Here is a 22,788-nt window from a genome sequence, read left to right as displayed (position 1 = left end):
TGAAGAAAATGTCACCGAAATCGCCCATCAGGGGCATCATCACCGTCGATGTCCATCCACGTCCCAGCGAACCGCCAGGCGTGCCTTTGCCGCACCGGTTTGTGCCACCCAACGCAACGCCCACCCGCGCCGTGTACTCGCACCAAAGCACCCTGGCGGGAGCTGACCTGGACGCAATTACCCCGGCACCTTCGGTCATGATCAGCCATGCGCCACAGGCCGTCAGCCAGGCATCGGCGCGGAGCCTGCCGCTGGAGCATTACCGGATCGATGAACAGGTCCAGCTGCCTGCTCCCGATGCAGAGGGCTTGCGGATATTCAAGGGCCGTCGCTATGTTGATGTGCCCGGCGGCGTAGTGCCTGTCGTGGCAGATCCGCAAACCGGTTTGTACAGGGCCAGACTCCCCAGTGAGCGAATGCCTTCCGGGCCGACGCTTTTGCGTGATCCCCTGGACTTGCTCTGGCATCCACTGGAGGTGCTCGAACCTGTCACCTTTGCCTTGTCCGCAACGCGCCTGCAAGCCTTCGCCACCGAGCTGGACTTTAGCACTGCGCGAGCCGGCCAGGACCACGTGCATCGATACGCCAACAAGCTCTATGTCGTCATCGAAAACCGCGCCTATCAAGTCCTGCACGATCTCGATGCGTCTTCGCCGGCATTGACCGTAATGCGGATCGTCCGTCCTGCCGATCCCGTGGCTGCCGATCCCGGCAATGTTTACGTCGCTACCCGTCCGGGAAGATCGGAGCCGATTGCCTTTGATGTTCGGCGCGGATGGGTGGGCACGCTGGTGGGTGGTGCGGGGGGCATGCGTCGCAGTGCAAAGCCAACGGAAGCCGCGCGCGTGGCCGACCTGGTATTCGAACTGCAGGCACTGGATCTGGAGTTCGACCAGGCGATGGCCAAGGGTGAGCAGCTACAAAACCGTTGGCGGGCGCTGAAAGGCACCGATGGCGAGCGTAACGTACTGGAGCAACTCGAAGAACACCATCAACGGGAGCTGTCGATACTCGAAAAAACCCTCGGCGTGCACACTGAACAAAGGGAGCAGATCGTCGCGGCCAGAGGCGGCACGACCTACCGCAAGAAAGTCATCATGCTGCATAAAGGCCGACTGCTGACGCTCAACCAACTGATGATCGCCAATGATTCGCGGCAACTCCTCGACGGACCGATCTTCGGCGGTCCGGTTTCAGACCACGCCAAGGTCGCAGCCCACCTGTCGAGCAAGCTGGAGCTTCTCAGACAACGTCAGGCCATTGCCGATGAACTGCTGAACAAGTGGCGCTTGTCGCAAAGCGAGTTGAATGATGCAGCGTTCGAGCCGATGGATCTGCACGATACCGTGGCCTTCTGGGTTTACGCCAAAAGCCGGATGTTCGTCGATACGGAGGCTACAGTCGACGTCAACAACGCCCACGCCCGATACCTCGGGTTCTGTTTTGGCGAAGTCACGTTTGCCTTCCGTGCGTTCGGCAGCATCCCTGAGCAAGCGCGCATTGCATTGCTCAGCGATCTGCTGGATCAGACGTCGGCAATCAGAGTCTCTTACGAGGAACTGCAACTGCCGAACGGCGCGCACCATAGCCGGTCACGAGAAGAAATCGTCGCGGCTATCCGCACCTTCGAGGGTACGCTGGAAGAGCACCTGAACCGTTTCCACCATGAGCAGGACAAGACGTCAGCGCTGCCGCCCCATGAGCAACCGATTGATTTCGACTTTATCCCCGTGCAAAACCGGAACCAGCCGAGCGCCGCACCGCGCAAGATGTTTCGCAGCAAACACCACGGTGTCTACAGGATTCGTGTCGGTCGGCCACGCCGTACAGCTGCCGGCGAAGAGTTGATAGATGTCATCAACCCACATGATCCGACGGAAGTCTTGCAGACCTACGAACGCAGGGAAGGCGAATGGCGCCGCCAGATTGCCCGGCAAGAAAAAAATCTGGCGACATTGACCACCCAGGCCGAACAGCTTCTGGAAAAAACCGATTCTCACTTGCACACGGCCTGGCGCGATGAGCGCGCGAAACGCAACGCCACCAGCATCGTCGAATTCCTCAGTGACCGGGCCGACGACCTCACTGAAGTCACCCGGCAAATAGAACAAGCCCCGAATCCCGGTGCCGTTGATACGGCCACGTTGCTCCAGCGCCTGGAATACGACAGCCAGCGCCTGCTCAATGAAAGCGAAGAGATTCGCCTGCGGCTGTACAAAGACCCGGCCTATCTGAGCATTGATCGAGTGGCGTACCTGATCAACCACGGGCATCTCAGCGCTACCAGAACCCACGTCCGGGTGCAGCTGGGGAAAGGCAACAAAAAAGACTTTCTCGATGTTTACACCCTGAACGACAGGCAAACCGATACGCCGTTGTGGCACGCCCATTTTCACTACGCAGACAAAGACAGCCCGGCGCTGAACTTCACTGCCAAGGGTGGCCACCTCAAGACCCTGCAGCAAAGCAGGCTCGGCACGTCATCCCAGCGCCGGGATGAACAGGCCGGTCGAGCACACGTGCGGATCTGGCGTGAAGACATCGACCTGTCGACAGCGCAGCAAATATTCCAGTTGGCTTCATAAAGCAGCCTCTCCCCGAACCAGGGGCTGAGGGATTTTTTTCAAGGATGAAAAACATGGCTCCCAAAAAAACCGTCAAGGGCACCACCCATGCCGACGGTCCTTCTCGTCCGGATGCACCGCTGCACGGTCATACCGGGCAAGAAGCGCGTACGACACTGAAATCGTCGTTTGCTCTCGGTTCCCAGACGCGACCGGTCACCCCCCACAGCATGGCCAGCCTCGACGCGATCAGACCGTCAACCGTCGTCATCGCGCACTCGACACCAGACAAAACCGGTACACCAGGGCCTCAACCGCTGGAGCATTACTGGCTCGCGGTACCTGATCGTATGCCGCCGGCCAATCCTGAAGGCTTGAGGATGCTCAAGGGACGCGCATATGTCGATGTGGCCTACGACGGCATCGTTATGGTCGGCGTAGACCCGCAGACGGGCCTCTACCGCGCCCGACTCGCCGTCGAACGGATTGCATCAGGGCCGCTATTGCTGCGCGACGCCGACAGCGGTCTCTGGCATTCGCTCAATGACGGTGACGCCGTTGCCGGGTTCGATACTCACCTGCAGACGCTTCGCACGAATCCGGACGTCACAGGCACCAGGGCCGACGGCGAAGGCGTATTTCGCCACGAAGGCCGGTTGTACCTGACCATCGACAATCATGTTTATCAGGTCATGCACGACGTGAGCGCCTCCACCTCGACACAAAAAGTGTGGCGTATCGTCAACCCGAAAGACCCCGTGGCAATCGACAGCGCGAACATCTACCGGGCCAGCCGCATCGGCGAAACGCGAACTGTCCGGCGCGATGAGACAAACCGTTGGGTCTATCATTTGCCCCCCCTGAAGGGTGGCATCCAGGACGCGGAGATTGCCCGGTTAAGCAAAGAGGTTCTGTTGCAGATGTATGAGCCTTTTCAGCAGGCCCATGCGGAGCTGAAACGTTCGTCTGACCGTCATAACTACCTGTGGGCTGAGGCCAGAGAATTGCCGGAGGGCAGTGCGCAGAGAAACGCGAGGCTGCTCAACGTTGAAGTGAATCTGCTCAAGCACATTCACAAGCAAGCGGACTTCGTGGAGTCGCTTCTTCTCAACAAGAACTGGCTGATCCACGCGAAAGCAAGCGGGCTGTTCAAGCAGGAATTGCACACCTTCCGGATAGAACGTGCGGAGTTTCTGAACCGGCTCATGGCGGCCATGGACCTGAGGGTCAAGCCCACGGTCTCAAGACTCGACGCCGACAGCTGCAAGAAGATCATCCCCCACCTGAACAAGAAACTCCGGTTTATCGAGGAGCGGGAAGTGGTCATGGCTGAAATCAGAAAAGCCGATCCCGGAGCGGTCCCGACACTCGAAGAAATCAGGCAGCAAGTGCCATCGGCCGAGCGCATCAACTTCAACAAGTTGACGCTCTTCGTTCACTTGTTTGCGGGTACGCCCGACCATGCGCCCAATACAACCATGCCCTCGCTTGCGTCCATCGACTTGATCACCGGCGATTTGAAAAACGTTCCGCAGCGCGATCACCCGATGGCGTTGTTGTTAACCCTTGATCAGATAAGGACAGACAAGTCCCGCTTTGAAATGCAACTGGCGGCCACCGATGCTTCCAGGACCGACTACATCAGGGAAATTCTCAACCTGATCGGTCCATTCGAGAAGCGCATCGAAAACAGGCTAAGCGAAATTCTTGACTCGTTTGATCGCAACACCGCGCTGCCAAGCGTCAACCACGACATCGATTTCGATTTTGTTCCACCGCAGCCCGACCCTTCCGAAAATGCTCGCCCGGTACCGCCGAGGAAAGTTTTCCGTGTCCGTCAGCATGGCACTTACCGGGTACTGGTCGGGGACATGGAAACGACTCAGGACGGCAACGTCATCGTCAAGGTACCCGATCCACTGCGCCCCGACTCTCCCTCTGCGCGCTACGAAAAAAGACAAGGCGAATGGTTGCGTGTGCGCTCGCCCATTACTCGAACACCCCGGCCACAACTTATCGCCGAGGCCAGACAGTTGCTGGCAGAAGTCGAACAACACGTTGCCAAGGCCAGGATGGATGAGACAAAAAACACCAATCCGAGCGAGATACTGGACGACCTGGATAAAGCGTCGGAAAGCCTGGCCGAGCAGGCAAGACGCCTGCAAAGCCTCGAAGCCGTCCCCGATGAAGGCGAAATCTTCGACCTGACTGCACGCCTGCGAACCGCGGCTAATTTACTGACCACTCAAGGCCAAAGCGTTCTGGTGCGCATGTACAAAAACAAGCACGAGCTCGACATCATGCGCGTGAACTATTTGATGGACGCCGACGAGCTCAATGTGAGCAAGACCGTTGACCGCAAGCAGTTGGGCAAAGGCGAAAGCAAGTCGTTTCTCGACGTCTATTCGCTCCGTGACCGTGCCGACGACACACCCTTGTGGGAAGCCCATTTCCACTATGACCAACACGACACTCTGCCCCTGAATTTCAAGACAAGAGGGGGTCACCTCAAAACGCTCGCACAGAGTAGACGCGGCATCGAGTCTCAGCGCCGCGATGAACAGGCCGGCCTACCGCACGTGGCCATCTGGCGGCAGACCTTCGACGGCAAGACCGCGACAAAAATATTTGCACTGGCCAGCCCCGCTGCCGTGCCCCCCAAACCCGAGTGAAGGGTATTGGGCTTACACGATCAACCAGGCAATGACGCCGCCCCTGCCATCAGTTCCTGTCTATGCGAGCCGATGTGCAAACTCTACAAGGATAGAAAGACATGCCCGTTAAATCGCCTCCCAAAGGCAACCATTCCGCAAATACCTCCGTTCGACAAACCCCTTTGCCAGACATCGACACTTCGCGCCTCGACCTGCCATTGCGCACAGATGTCGAGATCCCGACGCCGGGAGGCCATTCGCCACGACCCGGCAGATCGGGGACGCAAGCTGACCTCGATGCGATAGAGCCGGCACCGACCATCACGGTTCATCCACCCACGGGGTCGATTGAAACTCCGCGCTCCGTGAGTGATTCCCTGGAGCATTACTGGGTTCCATCCGCCACCGGTTTGTCGGATCGCAACGCAGACGGCTTGAGAACGCACAAGGGTCGCCAATACGCTGATGTGCCCGGTGGCACCGTACTGGTTGGCAATGATCCGCAAACCGGACTGTATCGAGCCAGACTGCCCAGTGAGTCCAGACCCTCGGGCCCGGTACTGCTGCGTGAATCCAGCTCAGGTATCTGGCATGAATTGGAGCAGTTCGAGCCGATCGGCGTGCCGTTGTCGCCCACCCGCCTGGAGGCCTTCCGTACGCAACTGGACTTCAGCGGCGTGCAACGCGGCAACGATGGACTCCACCGCTTCAACGGCAAACTCTATGCGGTGATCGACAACCACACCTATCAGGTACTGCACGACATCGATGCCTCGACCCCATCGACTCCGGTGATGCGTATTGTCCGTGCGCAAGATCCGGTTGCCGGCGACAGCACCAATACTTATATCGCAACGCGTCCGGGACGGTCGGAACCGATAATTTTCGATGCTCACGAAGGCTGGCTGGGAACCGAGGTCGGTGGTGCCGGCGGGATGTTCCGCAGCGAGTCAGGCAGCCCCGCCCAGCCAAATCTGCTGCAACGTTTTGCGACGGCGATCAATCGCTTGCGCACACCCGAGTCCCGCGCGGGGAGACTGTTTCCAGACCTCAAGAAAGAGGAGATCACTCAGCTTCTGCGCTCACAGGGGGATGACGTGCGCAATTATCTGGACCAGCGAGAAGCCAAATACAAGTCGCTCAAGGCAGACCTTGCAGCCTGGATCAAGAAGACGTCCTCAGAGTCGCCCACCGAACCTGCACACCCCTCCGTGGAGCGTGCCGTCGAAGAAATAAAGCGCTGCTGGAAACGGCAGACCGGGACGACGCTGAAACTGGATCTGGGGGATGCGATCCTCGCGCCCCTGACGGCTGATTTCAGCCATGTACGCACGCTGGAGCTAACCGCAGTTGCCTGGTCGGACACCGCCGACACCTTCCTTGGCAGTTTCCCCAACCTGGAAAAACTGGCGGTGACCCACTCCACCCTGGACAAGCTGCCGCCGGGTATCGCACAGATGTCCGCTCTCAAGACTCTGGATCTGAACTCCAATCGCATTGAGCTGAATGAACATACAGCGGTGAAACCGGGTGCGCTCAACCAGCTCGAGAACCTCGATCTATCGAGCAATCCGGTTGGTAAAACACCTGACTTCAGTGGCATGTCGCAACTTCGGTCATTAAACCTGAACAACACCCGACTGGATCACTGGCCCAGCGGTTTACACGAGCAGGTGGCGCTGGAGCTGGTCGACTTGCGCAACAACCAACTGCGCGAAATTCCGCAGACGATCCTCAACCCGCCAAGCGATCAGCTCTTGGCCATCGCCCGTATCAACGCGGTTACGCTGATAGAAGGCAACCCCTTCCCTAACGGTTATTGGCGATCGCTCGAAGTGTATTGGCGGCGTGTGGTGGCCGATTATCCGGCAATGCGCACCGGCTCTCGGGCCGACGCATTCAGACTGGATGGAGACATTCCTGAAGTTGCGATGGTGCGGCGCATGTACCCGGACAAAGATCCGCAAGCCGCCAGGGAGTATCTGATCGGCCTGGGCGATGGCGCCGAAAGTCAGATAGCTCAACGCATTGCCGGTTTCGATTTGTTGGAAACGCAACTGCAAGCCTACATAGCCGACAGTCAGCCCGGCCCTGCCAGAATCAAGGGCCCGGAAAGAATCAACGCAACCCGCCTGGCAAGAATCATCAGAGGCTGCTGGCTGGGCGAATCGGAGGGCATCCTGAAACTGCCACCGATATACGGCCCGCTGCCCTTGCTGACCGTGGATTTCAGTCACGTCAAATCGCTCACTCTCGATTCGGTTATCTGGTCCGACACCGCTAATACGCTTCTGTCCAACTGCCCGAACCTGGAAAGCCTGACCATCATCCGGTCCGGCATTGATAAATTGCCGAACAAAATAGCCGAGATGGACAAACTCACCCATTTGAACCTGAGTTCGAACCTGATAAAACTGGATGATCAAAGCGCTTTGGCGCTGAGCGGATTACACCAGTTGAAACAGATCGATCTGTCCAGCAATCAGTTGCGCACAGTGCCCGACTTCAGCGCCATGTCCGGGTTGCAGGTCTTGAATCTGAAAAACACCGGCATCCGTCAGTGGCCGGCCGGACTACTGGACAAAGCCGGTTTGACCAGCCTGGACCTGCGCGACAATCGCTTGAGCGAAGTCCCCCAGGCGAACCTCAACCCGGCACCCGAGACACTTTCAATCGTCGCGCGAATCAACAATGTCACGCTGCTTGAGGGCAACGACTTTCCCTCCGCTTACTGGAGAAAATTCGACACCTACTGGCGACGCTTGAAAGAGTCTCATCCTGAACTGCTGGAGCCAGCCAATCCCGCGGTATTCGATAGCGAGAACTCGAGGGCGCAGCGTTATCGAAACCTGTATCCGACCAAGAGCATCAAAGAGTGCAGGGAATTTATCTGGAATCAAGCCAGCGGCACCGTTGCACCACGCTTGCTCGCGCTGGAACAAGAGTTCGAGTTGCTGAAAAGTCAGCTCGACGATTGGGTCTTTTCCGGAGGCGGCAATCGCCTGCGTTACGTGCGTGCCAATCAGTTGCAAATCAACGCTACAACCCGCAATGAACGCAACTCAGCGCGGGATCGGATCATCAGTTGCTGGCGGCGTGAAACGGAGCAGAAGCACGCTTTCGACGGCACGCCAATCGGTCTGGAACTCGACTTGAGCGGCCTGACATTGCCGACCCTGCCAGACCTGAGCATAGACTTCAGCCATGTTGGCTCACTGCGGTTGAGCGGCATGAACCTGACCGCATCTCCGGAAGGTTTTCTCACCCGTTTTCGCCATGTGCGCTGGCTGGACATGTCGAACAACCGGCTCAGGGACTTGCCCCCGGCCGTGGGCGAAATGCATGGGATGACGCGCCTGTTTTTGCAACACAATCAACTGGAGCTCAATGCAGAAACAGCGCGGATACTGGCCGGGCGCACAACGCTCAGGGCACTCTGGATAGACAACAACCCGCAACTCGGCGTGATACCGGATTTCAGCCAGATCACCGATATGCGCGAAGTCAATCTGGCGAGAACGGGTATCAGCCAATGGCCGACCGGTCTGTTTGATCAGCCATTACTGACCGGAATCGATCTGAGTCACAATCAGATCACCACGATTCCTGACTTTGTCATTCCACTGACCCTGGAGCGCCTGGCGCATTCGGTTCAGGTCAACAGTGGCACTCTGGTGAGCAACAATCCGTTGTCGGACGCCAGCCGCCTGCAGTTGCGAACCTATGGCGAGCGACTGAGGTTAGTCGGCACGCCACTGAACCGAACACCCAACCTGATCTCGACGTCTGCCACCGTTGCACGACGCCCCATTGCAAGAGACGCCATGGAGCCGGATCCGCGATGGACTGCAGGATTAACCGTCGATCAAGAAACCGCCAGAAAAGCTCAATGGCGCATGTTACGCGAGCAGGAAGGTTCGGACGGTTTCTTCAACATTCTGGCGAGCCGCGTCCACCATGCCGATTTCCGGCGCCAGGCCTGGGCCGTGATCGATGTCATCACCGGGGACACTGCGCAGTCGCGAACCTTGCGCAGGGAGCTGTTCGATCGCGCGTGCGAAGCCGGCTGCACTGATCTCGCCGCAGCGACCTTCACCGACCTGCAAGTACTGGCCATGACTCACAAGGCTCGCGTGCAGGCCGGTCAGGATATGAATGGCGCGCCATTGGTGGAATTGTCCAAAGGCTTGTTTCGTCTGAAGCACGTTGACGATTTTGCGGCGGCAGAGATCGCCTCGAGCAGGGCAATCATCGACGATCCGGCGACATCCCTGGAGCTGCGAAACAGCCTTGGCCTGCGCATACGCGACCCCCATGAAATGACCATGGCCTACCGCTTTGGCCTCAAGGATCGGCTGCAACTGCCGTTTCAGCCGCAGACACTCTCGTTTATCGGTATGGCCGGCGTGACTCCAGCCATGCTGGATGTGGCCTATCGAAAAGTCATCGCATTGAATGATTCGCCCGAAGAGTTTCAGGCGCTGGTATCGATGGATTTCTGGCAAGACTTCATCACTCACAAATACCAGGCGCAATTCGATGCGAGCCGTCAGCCGTTTCAGGACCGTCAGGAGGTTCTGGACGGTCAGGCGGCGCAACGCCTGCTGAGCGAGGCTCAATACAATTCACAAACCGATGATGTGACCGCGCAACTGGCGATTGTCGAAGCGACTTTGATTCAGACGCTGACGCGTCAGGAACTGCAGCCTCGAACAACCATCGAGGCGTCTTCTGCCAACGTCACGCCTGCAGATGAAACTCCGCGACCGAGCGGCGCAACGGTGTAATCGATACAGCGTGATAGCAGGCCGAATGATTTCGGCCTGCTATCACTCGTCGTCGTCGAAGTTGTAACTGCCCGGCGCAAGGTTTTCGAAGCGGGTGTACTTGCCGATAAACGCCAGACGGATAAAACCGATCGGGCCGTTACGCTGCTTGCCGATGATGATTTCGGCGATGCCCTTGTGTTCGGTTTCCGGGTGATACACCTCGTCGCGGTAGACGAACATGATCACGTCGGCGTCCTGCTCGATCGCTCCGGATTCCCGGAGGTCGGAGTTGATTGGACGTTTGTTCGGCCGTTGCTCGAGGGAACGGTTGAGCTGAGACAGCGCCACCACCGGGCAATTGAATTCCTTGGCCAGCGCTTTCAAGGAACGCGAGATTTCAGAAATCTCGTTGGTTCGGTTGTCGCCGCCGGAACCCGGAATCTGCATCAGTTGCAGGTAGTCGATCATGATCAGGCCGATCTCACCGTGTTCACGCGCCAGACGCCGGGTACGCGCACGCATTTCCGAAGGGCTGATACCGGCAGTGTCGTCGATGAACAGCTTGCGGTCATTGAGCAGGTTGACTGCCGAGGTCAGGCGCGGCCAGTCGTCATCCTCCAACTGACCGGAACGCACCTTGGTCTGGTCGATGCGGCCTAGCGAGGAGAGCATACGCATGACCAGCGATTCACCTGGCATCTCGAGCGAATACACCAGAACCGCTTTATCGCTGCGCAGTACGGCGTTTTCCACCAGGTTCATCGCGAAGGTGGTTTTACCCATCGACGGACGACCGGCGACGATGATCAGGTCGGCCGGTTGCAGGCCGCTGGTTTTCTCGTCGAGGTCGGTGTAACCGGTAGACAGGCCGGTGATGGCGTTGTCAGTGTTGAACAAGGTGTCGATGCGGTCGATGGCCTTGGTCAGCAAGTCATTCACGCCCACCGGGCCGCCGGTTTTCGGGCGGGCCTCGGCAATCGCGAAGATCTGCCGCTCCGCTTCGTCGAGAATTTCCTCGGCGGTGCGGCCTTCCGGGTTGAAGGCGCTGTCGGCGATCTCGGTGCTGATGCCGATCAGTTGGCGCAACGTCGCACGCTGGCGGACGATCTGCGCATAGGCCTTGATGTTGGCGACGGATGGCGTGTTTTTCGCCAGTTCGCCGAGGTAACCGAGGCCGCCGACTTGCGAGGTCTGACCTTCCTTGTCCAATTGCTCGGCAAGGGTCACGACGTCGATCGGGGAGTTCTGATCAGCCAGTTTGGCGATCGCACGGAAGATCAGGCGGTGGTCATGTCGATAGAAATCGCCGTCGGAGACTTGATCGAGCACGCGTTCCCAGGCGTTGTTGTCCAGCATCAGACCACCGAGTACAGCCTGTTCGGCCTCGATGGAATGCGGCGGCACCTTCAGGGCAGCGGTTTGCAGATCGTATTGCTCGGGAGCGGAGATATCGTTCATGGCCACTTGTGTTGTTTGGAAAAACAGGGAGTTCAGAAAGACAAAGGGCACGACCTGTAAACAGGATCGTGCCCGATGTTAACCGTCTGACGGACAAGCCGCCAGCCGATCAGGTGTTACTTAAGCTGCTACCACGACAACGCGTACGGTGGCTTCAACTTCGGCGTGCAGGTGCACAGCCACGTCGAATTCACCCACGTTGCGGATGGTGCCGTTCGGCAGACGAACTTCGCTTTTCGCAACTTCAACGCCGGAGGCGGTCAGTGCGTCAGCGATGTCGTGAGTACCGATCGAACCGAACAGCTTGCCTTCGTCGCCAGCGGTGGCAGTGATGGTCACTTCCAGCTCGGCCAGTTGGGCAGCACGGCTTTCAGCCGATGCTTTACGGTCTGCGGCAGCTTTTTCCAGCTCAGCACGACGCTCTTCGAACGCAGCCAGGTTGGCAGCGGTCGCAGCGGTAGCTTTGCCGAAAGGCAGCAGGTAGTTACGGCCGTAACCGGCCTTAACGTTTACTTTGTCGCCCAGGTTGCCCAGGTTGGCGATTTTTTCCAGAAGGATCAGTTGCATGTGGAAATCCTCTTAACTTTTAACCTTCACCGTTCGCGTTATCGGTGTCTTTCGACACGTGACGACCGCGAAAATCAATCAGGCTGTCGACAATGGCCAGGACCACGAGCAACGGATAGATCAGCTGCATGAACAGCAGCAGCGTGACGTACAACCCCACCAGCCAGAAACCGGCCAGTCGCTTCTGCCCGACCAGCCCGTGAATCAGGGCAAGTCCGGCGAACACCAGCGGTACACTGCACAACGGCGTCAACATGGCCATCTGTGCACCGAGATTCGGGCCCAGAAGCATCAACGCCAGCAGTAACATCGCCGGCCCCAGCGGGATCCGGATGGCGCGAAACTCGCGACCAAAACCACCCGGGTTGTACAACAACGCCTGCCAATGCCGCCCGACAATCAGGCTCAGCACGCTGACGATTTGCAACAAAGCCGCAATCAGTCCGGTCAGGACCGGTGCAATCAGGGACGCGAAACGCGCTTGCTCATCGACCGACAATTGCTTGTAGGTCTCACCGAGAAGCGCTGGCATGACCTTTATCAAGGCCTGCGCGAGCATCTCGATCTGGGCCGCAAACGCAGCCCCGAGCACCACCGAAAACACCACTCCAATCACTACGCTGACCAGCAGCGTGCGAACCCAGGACTCACTTGCGCGCAAAACCAACGCAAGTCCCGAAGACCCCAGCAGCACCAGAAGTGCCCGTGGGTCATCGGCGTACAGCCACCAGATCAATGCCGGCAGCAGCCCCAGAGACAGAACACCCAGGGCGTCCGTCAGTCCGCGCCGCAGCAGCACAAGGCTCCCCGCGGCAGCGCCCAACCAATACAACAACGGCAATGTTGCACATCCGGCCACCACGAGAGTGGCCTGCATACGGCCTCGCATGATGAACTCAGCTAAGGCACGCATGCATTCAATCCTTTGCTACTTGTCGACTGCCCGGTCTCAGCGGCCGTGGCTGTCGGTGTAGGCCAGCAGGGCCAGGAAGCGGGCGCGCTTGATAGCGGTGGCCAGCTGACGCTGATAACGAGCTTTGGTACCGGTGATGCGGCTTGGAACGATTTTGCCGGTCTCGGATACGTAAGCTTTCAGAGTGTTGAGATCTTTGTAATCGATCTCTTTCACGTCTTCAGCGGTGAAACGGCAGAATTTACGACGACGGAAGAAACGTGCCATTTGATAGGCTCCTTAATAAGGTCCGTGGATTACTCGTCAGCGTTATCGCTGTCGTTCTCTTCGCCTTCAGCGCTTTCAGCGCCTTCGTGCTCAGGACGATCGCGACGCTCACGGCGCTCACTGCGGTTTTCTTCAGCCTTGAGCATCTCGGACTGGCCAGTAACGGCTTCGTCGCGACGGATGACCAGGTTACGGATCACTGCATCGTTGTAGCGGAAGTTGTCTTCCAGCTCGGCCAGGGCCTTGCCAGTGCACTCAACGTTCAGCATCACGTAGTGAGCCTTGTGAACATTGTTGATTGCGTAGGCCAGTTGACGACGGCCCCAATCTTCCAGACGGTGGATTTTGCCGCCGTCTTCTTCGATCAGCTTGGTGTAACGCTCAACCATGCCGCCGACTTGCTCGCTTTGATCCGGGTGGACCAAAAAGATGATTTCGTAATGACGCATGAATGCTCCTTACGGGTTGTAGCCTGCCGCTCAAAAACGGTCAGACAAGGAGTGAATGACACTTATGGACTTGCTGGCGCGGGGCACATGCGTGCCTGCCGTCACAGCAAGGGGCGCAATTGTAGAGAAGGGATAGAGGACGTGCAAGGCAATTGGTGATTATTTGAACAATCACCGATCTTCGCCTTCCCACAAAACAATGTAGGAGTGAGCCTGCTCGCGATGAGGGGGTAACATTCAACTTTGATGCTGAATGTTGCACCGCTATCGCGAGCAGGCTCACTCCTACAGGGGATTTGCAGCAGATCAGGATTTCTTCGTGGCAGCCTTGGCTTTGGCGCCGCGCTGACGCTGCGCTTCGAACAGGCACACGCCAGTTGCCACGGACACGTTCAGACTGCTGACACTACCGGCCATCGGAAGCTTCACCAGATAGTCGCAGTGTTCACGTGTCAGGCGACGCATGCCTTTGCCTTCGGCGCCCATGATCAGAATGGTCGGGCCAGTCAGATCCTGGTCGTAAATGCTGACTTCAGCCTCACCTGCCGTGCCGACAATCCACAGACCGCGCTGCTGAAGCTTTTCCAGCGTACGCGCGAGGTTGGTTACCGCCACCAGCGGAATCACTTCCGCCGCGCCGCAAGCGACTTTACGCACGACCGGCGTCAAGGTTGCCGACTTGTCTTTCGGCACGATCACCGCCAGCGCACCGGCCGCATCGGCCGAACGCAGGCAGGCACCGAGGTTGTGCGGATCGGTCACGCCGTCGAGCACCAGCAACAGCGGCGCACCTTCAGTGCGATCGAGCAGCTCGTCGAGCATGGCTTCGCCCCAGACCTGGCTCGGGCTGACTTCCGCGACCACGCCCTGATGCACGCCTTCAACCCAAGCGTCCATTTCGCGACGCTCGGCCTGACCGACCTGAACACGATTCTCGTTGGCCAATTCAACCAGCGTCTGCACACGCGGATCGTTGCGGCTTTCCGCCAGCCAGATCTGCTTGACGCGTTTCGGGTGGTGACGCAGCAACGCTTCTACCGCGTGAACGCCGTAGATTTTTTCCAACTGACTCATGACTTCGCCTTCGGTTTACGTGCCCCGCCACTTTTGGCTGGAGCAGAACCCGCTTTTGGCGGGCCTTTACGGTGTTTGCTCGGTTTGGCTGGCTTGCCGCCGGAGGCCTTTTCAGGCGCCGACCGTCCGGTCTTTCCCCCGGACGCCGCTTTACCACCGTTTTTCGCGTCGGAAAGCAGCGCTTTCTTCATTTCACGGCTTTTGCGCAGCTCGGCGTTTTTCGCCACGGCATCGCTAGGGCGATAGGCTTCGGCAGCCTTTTCCTTGGCCGGACGACGACCAGCGGTTTTTGCCGGAGCCTTTTCTTCCGAAACCTTGGCAGCAGGCGCAGCGGTTTCGGCGCCACGCTTTTTCCGACCGATCGGCGCGCTGATGGTTTTTTCGGCCATCTCGAAATCGATCTTGCGCTCGTCGAGGTCAACGCGCATCACGCGCACTTCAACGGTATCGCCGAGACGGAAGCTGCGACCGGTGCGCTCGCCCGCCAGGCGGTGATGCACAGGATCGAAGTGGTAGTAATCGCCCGGCAGCGCCGTGACGTGCACCAGGCCTTCGACGTAGATATCGGTCAGCTCGACGAACAGGCCAAAACCGGTCACCGCGGTGATTACGCCCGGGAACGATTCGCCTACGCGGTCCTTCATGAACTCGCACTTGAGCCAGTTCACCACGTCGCGGGTCGCTTCGTCAGCACGGCGCTCGCTCATCGAGCATTGCTCGCCGAGTTGCTCCAATGCCGCTTCGTCGTACGGGTAAATGCGCGCCTTCGGAATGGTCATCGCACCGGCACGGCGAACGTGCGGGGTGTCCTGTTTCGAATGGATCACGCTGCGGATCGCGCGGTGCGTCAGCAGGTCCGGATAACGACGGATCGGCGAGGTGAAGTGGGTATAGGCTTCGTAATTCAGGCCGAAGTGGCCCTGATTGTCAGCGCTGTACACCGCTTGACTCAGCGAACGCAGCATCACGGTCTGGATCAGGTGGAAATCCGGACGATCCTTGATGCTCGCCAGCAAGGCCTGGTAGTCCTTCGGCGACGGGCCGTCCTTGCCTTTGTGCAGGGACAGACCGAGCTCGCCAAGGAATGCACGCAACTTTTCCAGACGCTCCGGTGGCGGACCGTCGTGGACTCGGTACAGCGCAGGGATTTCGTGCTTCTTGAGGAATTCGGCGGTGGCCACGTTGGCCGCCAGCATGCATTCCTCGATCAGCTTGTGCGCGTCGTTACGGGTAGTCGGGCGGATTTCGGCAATCTTGCGCTCGGTACCGAAGATGATTCGGGTTTCCTGCGTTTCAAAATCGATCGCGCCACGGACGTGACGGGCAGCCAGCAGAACCTTGTACAGCGCATAAAGCTGCTTGAGGTGCGGCAGAACATCGTTGTACTCACCGCGCAGCTGACGCGCCTCGGTGATTTTCGGCGTTTCCAGCATCGCGCTGACTTTGTTGTAAGTCAGACGAGCGTGGGAGTGGATCACCGCCTCATAGAAGCAGTAGTCGGTCATCTCGCCGGACTTGGAGATGGTCATCTCGCAAACCATGGCCAGACGATCGACGTGCGGGTTCAGCGAGCACAGGCCGTTGGACAGTTGCTCAGGCAGCATTGGTACGACGCGTTCCGGGAAGTACACGGAGTTGCCGCGCACTTGCGCTTCGTTATCCAGCGCCGAACCGATCTTCACGTAGCTGGAAACGTCGGCAATCGCCACGTACAACTTCCAGCCGCCGGAGAACAGGCGCAGCTTGCCCGGTTTGGCTTCGCAATAAACCGCATCGTCGAAGTCGCGGGCATCTTCGCCGTCGATGGTGACGAACGGCAGATGGCGCAGGTCGACGCGCTTCTCTTTGTCTTTTTCTTCGACTTCCGGCTTCAGCTTGGCGGCTTCTTTCAGAACGGCTTCAGGCCAGACGTGCGGAATGTCGTAGGTGCGCAGGGCGACATCGATTTCCATGCCCGGCGCCATGTAGTTGCCGACCACTTCGACCACATCGCCTTGCGGCTGGAAGCGCGGCGTCGGCCAGTGGGTGATTTTCACCTCGACGAACTGACCGATCTGCGCGTTGGCGTTGCGGCCCGGCGTCACCAGCACTTCTTGCTGAATCTTCGGGTTGTCGGCGACGACGAAGCCGATACCGCCTTCTTCAAAGTAGCGGCCAACGATGGTTTCGTGAGCACGCGATACCACTTCGACGATCACGCCTTCACGGCGACCGCGACGGTCGAGACCGGAAACACGCGCCAGTGCACGGTCGCCATCGAACACCAGACGCATTTGCGCCGGGCTCATGAACAGGTCATCGCTGCCGTCGTCCGGCACCAGGAAGCCGAAACCGTCACGGTGACCGCTGATACGGCCGAGGATCAGGTCGAGCTTGTCGACCGGCGCGTAAGTGCCACGGCGGGTGTAGATCAATTGAGCGTCGCGCTCCATGGCGCGCAGACGGCGGCGCAGGGCTTCGATCTGGTCTTCTGTGGTCAGACCAAACTCTTCGACCAGTTGCTCGCGGGCAGCAGGCGAACCCCGATCGGCGAGGTGCGCCAGGATCAGTTCGCGGCTAGGAATAGGGTTTTCGTATTTTTCCGCTTCACGAGCGGCCTCGGGATCGAGGGACTGCCAATCGGCCATTAGAGAGTTTTCACCTTGTCTATATGCGGGTTAGTTTGGCATAGGCGCCATGAAACGGGAAATTTCCGACTATATAAGGCCCAACTGAGGCCTTGTATCGACCCCTGAACGCCGTTTTGACCACCGCTGGTAAAAAAAATCATATTTTTTGCTGACAGGGGTTTACAGTTAAAAAGACGCTCCGTATAGTGCGCGCCATCGACGACGCACAGCGTTGCCGATACTGCCCAGATGGTGAAATTGGTAGACACGCCAGCTTCAGGTGCTGGTGACCTTACGGTCGTGGAAGTTCGAGTCTTCTTCTGGGCACCAATTTCGAGTTTGAGACTAGATCAGTTTCAGGGCTCACACAAAACCCGCGAAAGCGGGTTTTTTGCATTCTAAGCCCGGGTTTTCTTAAAACTGATTTATTAAAATTAAATCAGGGGTTTACAGATCAAAAGGCGCTCCGTATAGTGCGCCACATCAACAGCGGCAACGCTAGCGATGATTGCCCAGATGGTGAAATTGGTAGACACGCCAGCTTCAGGTGCTGGTGACCTTACGGTCGTGGAAGTTCGAGTCTTCTTCTGGGCACCAATTCAAATTCAAGGTTACGACCTTGGATTTCACAGAAACCCGCGAAAGCGGGTTTTTGCGTTTCTGGCTTGCAGAAATCCATCACCACTCCGCCTATCAAAACGCCAGCCCGACCGCAAGGCGCACTTGAGAAACAATATCGTTTATCATTGTTGCAAGTTTTTGCAATGTGACAGTGAGGAACCCTGCGAATGACGTTTCGAAATACCCTGCGCCGAGGCTTGACCTTCACCCTCCTCGGCCTGGCGCTCGCCACTCCCCTCACCCAGGCTGCCGACGCGGTTTCCCTGACTCTCTACAACGGCCAGCACAAGGAAGTCGGCGACGCGATCGCCAAAGCCTTCGAAGCCAAGACCGGCATTCACGTCAACGTGCGCAAAGGCAGCAGCAATCAGCTCGCCAGCCAGATCATCGAAGAAGGCGACCGCTCCCCTGCCGACGTGATCTACACCGAAGAGTCGCCGCCGCTGAACAATCTCGGCGAACTGGGCCTGCTGGCCAAGACCGATGACGCCACGCTCGCCGTGCTTCCGGAAAAATATGTGGCCGGTAACGGTACTTGGATCGGCGTGACTGCCCGCGTTCGCGTGGTCGCTTACAACCCGAAACTGGTCGATGAAAAAGACCTGCCGAAATCGGTGATGGAATTCTCCGATCCGCAATGGCAAGGCAAAGTCGGTTTCGTACCGACCAGCGGCGCCTTCCAGGAACAAGCCGTGGCCATTATCAAGATGCACGGTCGCGATGCCGCCGAAGAATGGCTGACCGGCCTGCGCGCGTTCGGCAAGACCTACAGCAACAACATGGTCGCCCTCAAAGCCGTGGAAAACGGCGAAGTCGCTACCGTGCTGGTGAACAACTACTACTGGTTCGCCCTGCAGCGCGAGAAAGGCAAACTGGATTCGAAACTGCATTACTTCACCGGCGGCGACGTCGGCGGCTTGATCACTGTATCCAGCGCTGCCGTGCTGAAATCCAGCAAACATCCAAAAGAAGCCCAGCAATTCCTCGCCTACATGGCCAGCGAAGAAGGCCAGCGCGTGATCACTCAGACCACCGCCGAGTATCCGCTGCACAAAGGCATGGAATCGGATCGCGGACTCAAGCCGTTCAGCGAACTGGAAGCCCCGAACGTCACGCCAGCCGATCTGGGCAATGCCGAAGAAGCACTGGAGCTGGAACGCGAAGTTGGCTTGAACTGATGACCGCATCGTTATCCGCCCCCGCCGCGCGCGGGGGTTACGTACCAAAGCGCAAGCGGCCGTCTATCTGGCTGGTGCTGCCGGTGTTGTTGTTGGTGGTACTGAGCCTGTTGCCGCTGGCCTATGTCGGACTCAAAGCCTGGCAGGCCGGCTGGGCCGAGGCGCTGCATTTGCTGTGGCGCCCGTATGTATTCGGCCTGCTGCGCAACACCTTGGCCTTGATGGTTGGCGTAACCCTCACGTGCGGCGTGATCGGCCTGTCGCTGGCCTGGCTGCTGGAGCGCAGCAACTTGCCGGGGCGACGCTTGTGGGGCGTGATTCTGTGCCTGCCGTTCGCAGTACCAGCATTTGTCAGCAGTTTCACCTGGGTCTCTTTGAGCGCGCAGTTCGAAGGGCTCGGCGGGGCGATTCTGGTGATGAGCCTGTCGAAGTACCCGCTGATCTTCCTGCCGGTGGCGGCGACGCTGCGCAATCTCGATCCGTCCCTTGAAGAATCGGCCCGCACCCTCGGGCAGAATCGCTGGGGCGTGTTTTTCCGTGTCACCTTACCTTTGCTCTGGCCATCGCTATTGGCTGGTTCGTTGCTGATTGCCTTGCACATGCTGGTGGAGTTCGGCGCGCTGTCGATCATCGGCCTGCAAACCTTCACCACCGCGATCTATCAGCAATTCGAACTGGAATTCAGCAACGCCAACGCGGCGATGCTGTCAGCCGTATTGCTGGCGCTGTGCCTGGTGTTGCTGTGGCTGGAGCTGCGCGTACGCGGCAAAGGCCGGCATGTGCGCACCGGACAAGGCGCGGCGCGTCAGGCTGAACAGGTTCGACTCGGACCATGGGCAGCGGTCGGCCAGTTGTACTGCCTGATGCTGGCGGTGGTTGGCAGCGGGATTCCACTGGGGATGCTGGCGTATTGGCTGGCGGTCGGTTCGTCGGCGGCTTTTCCGGTGGCCGCGATTACTGAAGCCCTGCTCTCGTCTTTGGCGCTTTCTCTTGGCGGTGCGGCGCTGTGCCTGGTGCTGGCCGTGCCGGTCGGCTTGCTGGTGGTGCGTTACAAAGGCCAACTGGCAATTTGGGCCGAGCGCTTGCCGTATCTGCTGCATGCACTGCCAGGATTGGTGATCGCGTTGACGCTGGTGTATTTCGCCCTGCATTACGTGCCGGCGCTGTACCAGACTTCCGGGTTGTTGCTGATTGCTTATGCGCTGCTGTTTTTACCGCTGGCGCAGGCGCCGATTCGTACGGCGCTGAACAAGGCTGCGCCGCAGCTGGAAGAGGCTGCGCGTACGCTGGGCGCTTCATCGTTTACGGCGTTTTGTCGGGTGACGCTGCCGATCATCTTCCCGGCATTGGGCGCGGCGTTTGCCCTGGTGTTTCTGGATGCGATGAAGGAATTGACGGCGACGTTGTTGCTGAGTCCGACCGGGCTTAATACGCTGGCGACTGAGGTTTGGGCGCATACCGCGAATGTCGAGTTTGCGGCGGCGGCGCCTTATGCGGCGTTGTTGATTTTGGTATCGGGATTGCCGGTTTATTTACTGACGACGCGGATGTATCTGAGCCGCTGAAACAGCTATCGCGAGCAGGCTCACTCCTACATTGGAATGCGTTTCCCCTGTAAGAGCGAGCCTGCTCGCGAAGAGGCCCGCCCAGACAACATCAAGCCCGGAACTGCCCCAGGCTGGCCTTGAGCTGCGCCGCCAAACCATCCAGCACCTTGCCACTCGCCGTGGTTTCCACCACCGCCTGCGCCGCTTTCTCGGCCTGTGCATGAATCGTTTCGACTCGCCCACGCACTGCCTGCGCACCTTGCGCCTGATGCGCAGCCGCCTGCGTCGCCAGACCAATCGCCGCATGCACCTGCTCGACCGACGCCTGCACCGATTGCTGCAACCGCGCACTGTCGCGCAACACCAGCAAACCTTCGCTGGCCTGGCGCCCGGCCTGACCGATTGCCTCGACCGCCTCACGCGCGCCCTGCTGCAACGCGACGATGTGCGCCTGAATATCGCCGGTGGAGCTTTGCGTCTTGCTCGCCAGCGCCCGCACCTCGTCGGCCACAACCGCAAAGCCGCGCCCGGTTTCGCCGGCACGTGCCGCCTCGATAGCGGCGTTCAATGCGAGCAAGTTGGTCTGCTCGGCGATCCCGTGAATCACCGTCAGCACCACTTCAATCTGCTCGCTCTGCTGCGCCAGTCGTTCGATGACTTTCGCCCCGGTATCGACCTGCCCGGCCAGCGCCTCGATCAAGCCACCGACCTTGGCGGAGGTGCGGGTGTTTTCATCAGTAGCCTGACGAATATCCACCACTTGCTTCAACGCCGCCTGCATCGCGTGGCTTTCCGATTGCGCCTCATCGGCCATCTGCGATAGCGCGCGCAGGCTCTCCGCTACTTCATCACGCTGCATACCTGCCGCTGCATCCGCACCGGCATTGCGCAGCGTCATCGCGCCGATTTCCACGCCGGTGCGCTGCGCAACATCGCCCGCCTCGCGCACGATCGGCTGCAACTTATCCACAAAGCGATTGACCGCCGAAGCCATGTCGCCGATTTCATCCTTGCTGTTGATCTGTACTCGCTTGGTCAGGTCGCCCTCGCCCGCCGCCAGATCATCCATCGCGGCGTTGAGCATCTTCAGCCGATTGACCACGCGATGGCCGAGCACGACCGCGAGCAACAGCAGCACGCCGCAACCGACCAGCGCCAGGCCCAGGCCAATACGCCAGCGCAAGGTTGCTGCTGCTTCCTGAACGGTATTGGCAGTATTGGATTTCATCTCGGTCGCGGTGGACTGCGCCGATTGCAGGCGCGCCTGCATGGCTTTGGCGCTGTCCGCTGCGGCGCCCTTGAGGCTGTCGCCGACCAACTGATCACTGCTGGCGATCAACGCCGAGAAGCGCTTGTCCAGTGCCGCCAGATCGGTTTCCACCGAGGCCGTGGACACACCCATCAGCACTTTGCCGATTTCCACGCCATTGGGATTGATCGATGCCTCAAGGTAGTAAACCGATGGATCGTTTTTCGCCGCATCCAGCACTTTATCCAGCGCACGCTCGCCCTGGCCTTTTTCCAACAGGGCCTTGTTGATCGGGTTTTCGCGGTTGAGATAACGGGTCAGGTGCTGACCGGTGGCATCGTCGTACACCACAAACAGCACGTTGGGATTGCGCTGGGCCCGCCGGGCGAACTCGGACAGGGTCGGCACGTCGCTGTCCCACATGGCACGCGGCGCCACCGAGGCGAGCAACTGCGCCATGTCATTGGCCGAATCCTTTAGATCCTTTTCCAGCGTCGCACGCAATTGCGCCTGCTCGTCTTTCAGTCGCGAAGACAGGCCGGCAGTCAGCCGCTGACGGGTACTGGCAGACAAAGCATCGAGGCTCGAGGTGACTTCACGCCCGGCTTGCTCCAGCTCGCCGGAGAGTTTCTGGCTGTCGGCGCCGAGGCGCACCGCCAAATCTGCTTCCAGCGCCGTGACGGTGCTCCGCGTCAGGGCGACCGCCACCAACACTTGCACCAAAAGGGCGATACCAAGGGTAACGAACACGGGCCGCAACAAACGGCTTTGTAACAGTGAGAGAACGGCCGACACTGTGAATACCTCTACTTCTGACGCCATTAATTTGATGGCACTCTTGTAGACAGATTCACAGCAAAGGTCATGCC

At 58.9% G+C, this 22,788-nt stretch carries 13 protein-coding genes and 2 tRNA genes; 7 read left to right on the top strand and 8 right to left on the bottom strand.

Annotated features, from left to right (window positions below; translation table 11 throughout):
• Positions 1-8 precede the first annotated feature (8 nt).
• From VY732_RS02730 to VY732_RS02720, 3 genes are all read left to right on the top strand, one after another.
• On the top strand, positions 9-2,585 hold the full coding sequence (locus VY732_RS02730) for a hypothetical protein (protein ID WP_331694015.1): 2,577 nt from the start codon (positions 9-11) through the stop codon (positions 2,583-2,585).
• A gap of 53 nt (positions 2,586-2,638) precedes the next feature.
• Positions 2,639-5,236: a hypothetical protein gene (locus VY732_RS02725; protein ID WP_331694013.1), complete on the top strand. Its 2,598-nt coding sequence runs from the start codon at positions 2,639-2,641 to the stop codon at positions 5,234-5,236.
• Positions 5,237-5,583: 347 nt separating this feature from the next.
• Positions 5,584-10,005 carry an NEL-type E3 ubiquitin ligase domain-containing protein gene (locus VY732_RS02720; RefSeq protein ID WP_331694012.1) on the top strand — a complete coding sequence of 1,474 codons (4,422 nt, stop codon included), beginning with the start codon at positions 5,584-5,586 and terminating at the stop codon, positions 10,003-10,005.
• Positions 10,006-10,047: 42 nt separating this feature from the next.
• Here the strand turns inward: VY732_RS02720 and dnaB are convergent, their stop codons facing one another.
• The 7 genes from dnaB to rnr all read right to left on the bottom strand — a co-directional run bounded on the left by dnaB (position 10,048) and on the right by rnr (position 17,342).
• Positions 10,048-11,445, bottom strand: coding sequence for a replicative DNA helicase (dnaB, locus tag VY732_RS02715; RefSeq protein WP_008078305.1), 1,398 nt, complete (start codon positions 11,443-11,445; stop codon positions 10,048-10,050).
• A 120-nt stretch (positions 11,446-11,565) separates the two neighbouring features.
• Complete coding sequence (gene rplI, locus VY732_RS02710) at positions 11,566-12,012, bottom strand: 50S ribosomal protein L9 (protein WP_003186385.1); 447 nt, start codon at positions 12,010-12,012, stop codon at positions 11,566-11,568.
• 19 nt (positions 12,013-12,031) lie between these two features.
• Positions 12,032-12,925 carry a hypothetical protein gene (locus VY732_RS02705; RefSeq protein ID WP_016983782.1) on the bottom strand — a complete coding sequence of 298 codons (894 nt, stop codon included), beginning with the start codon at positions 12,923-12,925 and terminating at the stop codon, positions 12,032-12,034.
• A 36-nt stretch (positions 12,926-12,961) separates the two neighbouring features.
• Positions 12,962-13,192: a 30S ribosomal protein S18 gene (rpsR, locus tag VY732_RS02700; protein ID WP_002551829.1), complete on the bottom strand. Its 231-nt coding sequence runs from the start codon at positions 13,190-13,192 to the stop codon at positions 12,962-12,964.
• Between the two features lie 29 nt (positions 13,193-13,221).
• Complete coding sequence (gene rpsF, locus VY732_RS02695) at positions 13,222-13,641, bottom strand: 30S ribosomal protein S6 (RefSeq protein ID WP_007915844.1); 420 nt, start codon at positions 13,639-13,641, stop codon at positions 13,222-13,224.
• A 306-nt stretch (positions 13,642-13,947) separates the two neighbouring features.
• Positions 13,948-14,715 (bottom strand): 23S rRNA (guanosine(2251)-2'-O)-methyltransferase RlmB, encoded by a 768-nt coding sequence (gene rlmB / locus VY732_RS02690; RefSeq protein WP_007915843.1) that lies wholly within the window; start codon positions 14,713-14,715, stop codon positions 13,948-13,950.
• Entirely contained in the window at positions 14,712-17,342 is a 2,631-nt protein-coding gene (gene rnr / locus VY732_RS02685) for a ribonuclease R (protein ID WP_331693749.1), read from the bottom strand. The genes rlmB and rnr overlap by 4 nt, the downstream gene beginning before the upstream one ends.
• Before the next feature lie 225 nt (positions 17,343-17,567).
• Between rnr and VY732_RS02680 the strand changes: the two genes are divergently transcribed.
• From VY732_RS02680 to VY732_RS02665, 4 genes are all read left to right on the top strand, one after another.
• A tRNA-Leu gene (locus VY732_RS02680) sits at positions 17,568-17,654 on the top strand.
• A 180-nt stretch (positions 17,655-17,834) separates the two neighbouring features.
• Positions 17,835-17,921 (top strand) — tRNA-Leu (locus tag VY732_RS02675).
• A 191-nt stretch (positions 17,922-18,112) separates the two neighbouring features.
• Positions 18,113-19,123 carry an extracellular solute-binding protein gene (locus VY732_RS02670; RefSeq protein WP_038360376.1) on the top strand — a complete coding sequence of 337 codons (1,011 nt, stop codon included), beginning with the start codon at positions 18,113-18,115 and terminating at the stop codon, positions 19,121-19,123.
• Positions 19,123-20,688 (top strand): ABC transporter permease, encoded by a 1,566-nt coding sequence (locus VY732_RS02665; protein ID WP_116031913.1) that lies wholly within the window; start codon positions 19,123-19,125, stop codon positions 20,686-20,688. Before VY732_RS02670 ends, VY732_RS02665 begins: the two co-directional genes overlap by 1 nt.
• A 91-nt stretch (positions 20,689-20,779) precedes the next feature.
• Here VY732_RS02665 and VY732_RS02660 read toward each other — a convergent pair whose 3' ends face one another.
• On the bottom strand, positions 20,780-22,714 hold the full coding sequence (locus tag VY732_RS02660) for a methyl-accepting chemotaxis protein (protein ID WP_212620514.1): 1,935 nt from the start codon (positions 22,712-22,714) through the stop codon (positions 20,780-20,782).
• Between the last annotated feature and the right edge of the window lie 74 nt (positions 22,715-22,788).

Origin of the sequence: Pseudomonas sp. ZY71, from assembly GCF_036542145.1 — a bacterium.
GTDB classification, from domain to species: Bacteria; Pseudomonadota; Gammaproteobacteria; order Pseudomonadales; family Pseudomonadaceae; genus Aquipseudomonas; species Aquipseudomonas koreensis_A.
The sequence above is the reverse complement of the archived record's forward strand: the minus strand, read 5'-3'. Positions and strand labels throughout refer to the sequence as shown.

What these genes read in the sequence shown, in the direction of transcription:
- VY732_RS02730 (WP_331694015.1), top strand. Translation starts at nt 9, where the DNA reads ATGTCACCGAAATCGCCCATCAGGGGCATCATCACCGTCGATGTCCAT.
- VY732_RS02725 (WP_331694013.1), top strand. Translation starts at nt 2,639, where the DNA reads ATGGCTCCCAAAAAAACCGTCAAGGGCACCACCCATGCCGACGGTCCT.
- dnaB (WP_008078305.1), bottom strand. Translation starts at nt 11,445, where the DNA reads ATGAACGATATCTCCGCTCCCGAGCAATACGATCTGCAAACCGCTGCC.
- rplI (WP_003186385.1), bottom strand. Translation starts at nt 12,012, where the DNA reads ATGCAACTGATCCTTCTGGAAAAAATCGCCAACCTGGGCAACCTGGGC.
- VY732_RS02705 (WP_016983782.1), bottom strand. Translation starts at nt 12,925, where the DNA reads ATGCGTGCCTTAGCTGAGTTCATCATGCGAGGCCGTATGCAGGCCACT.
- rpsR (WP_002551829.1), bottom strand. Translation starts at nt 13,192, where the DNA reads ATGGCACGTTTCTTCCGTCGTCGTAAATTCTGCCGTTTCACCGCTGAA.
- rpsF (WP_007915844.1), bottom strand. Translation starts at nt 13,641, where the DNA reads ATGCGTCATTACGAAATCATCTTTTTGGTCCACCCGGATCAAAGCGAG.
- rlmB (WP_007915843.1), bottom strand. Translation starts at nt 14,715, where the DNA reads ATGAGTCAGTTGGAAAAAATCTACGGCGTTCACGCGGTAGAAGCGTTG.
- rnr (WP_331693749.1), bottom strand. Translation starts at nt 17,342, where the DNA reads ATGGCCGATTGGCAGTCCCTCGATCCCGAGGCCGCTCGTGAAGCGGAA.
- VY732_RS02670 (WP_038360376.1), top strand. Translation starts at nt 18,113, where the DNA reads ATGACGTTTCGAAATACCCTGCGCCGAGGCTTGACCTTCACCCTCCTC.
- VY732_RS02665 (WP_116031913.1), top strand. Translation starts at nt 19,123, where the DNA reads ATGACCGCATCGTTATCCGCCCCCGCCGCGCGCGGGGGTTACGTACCA.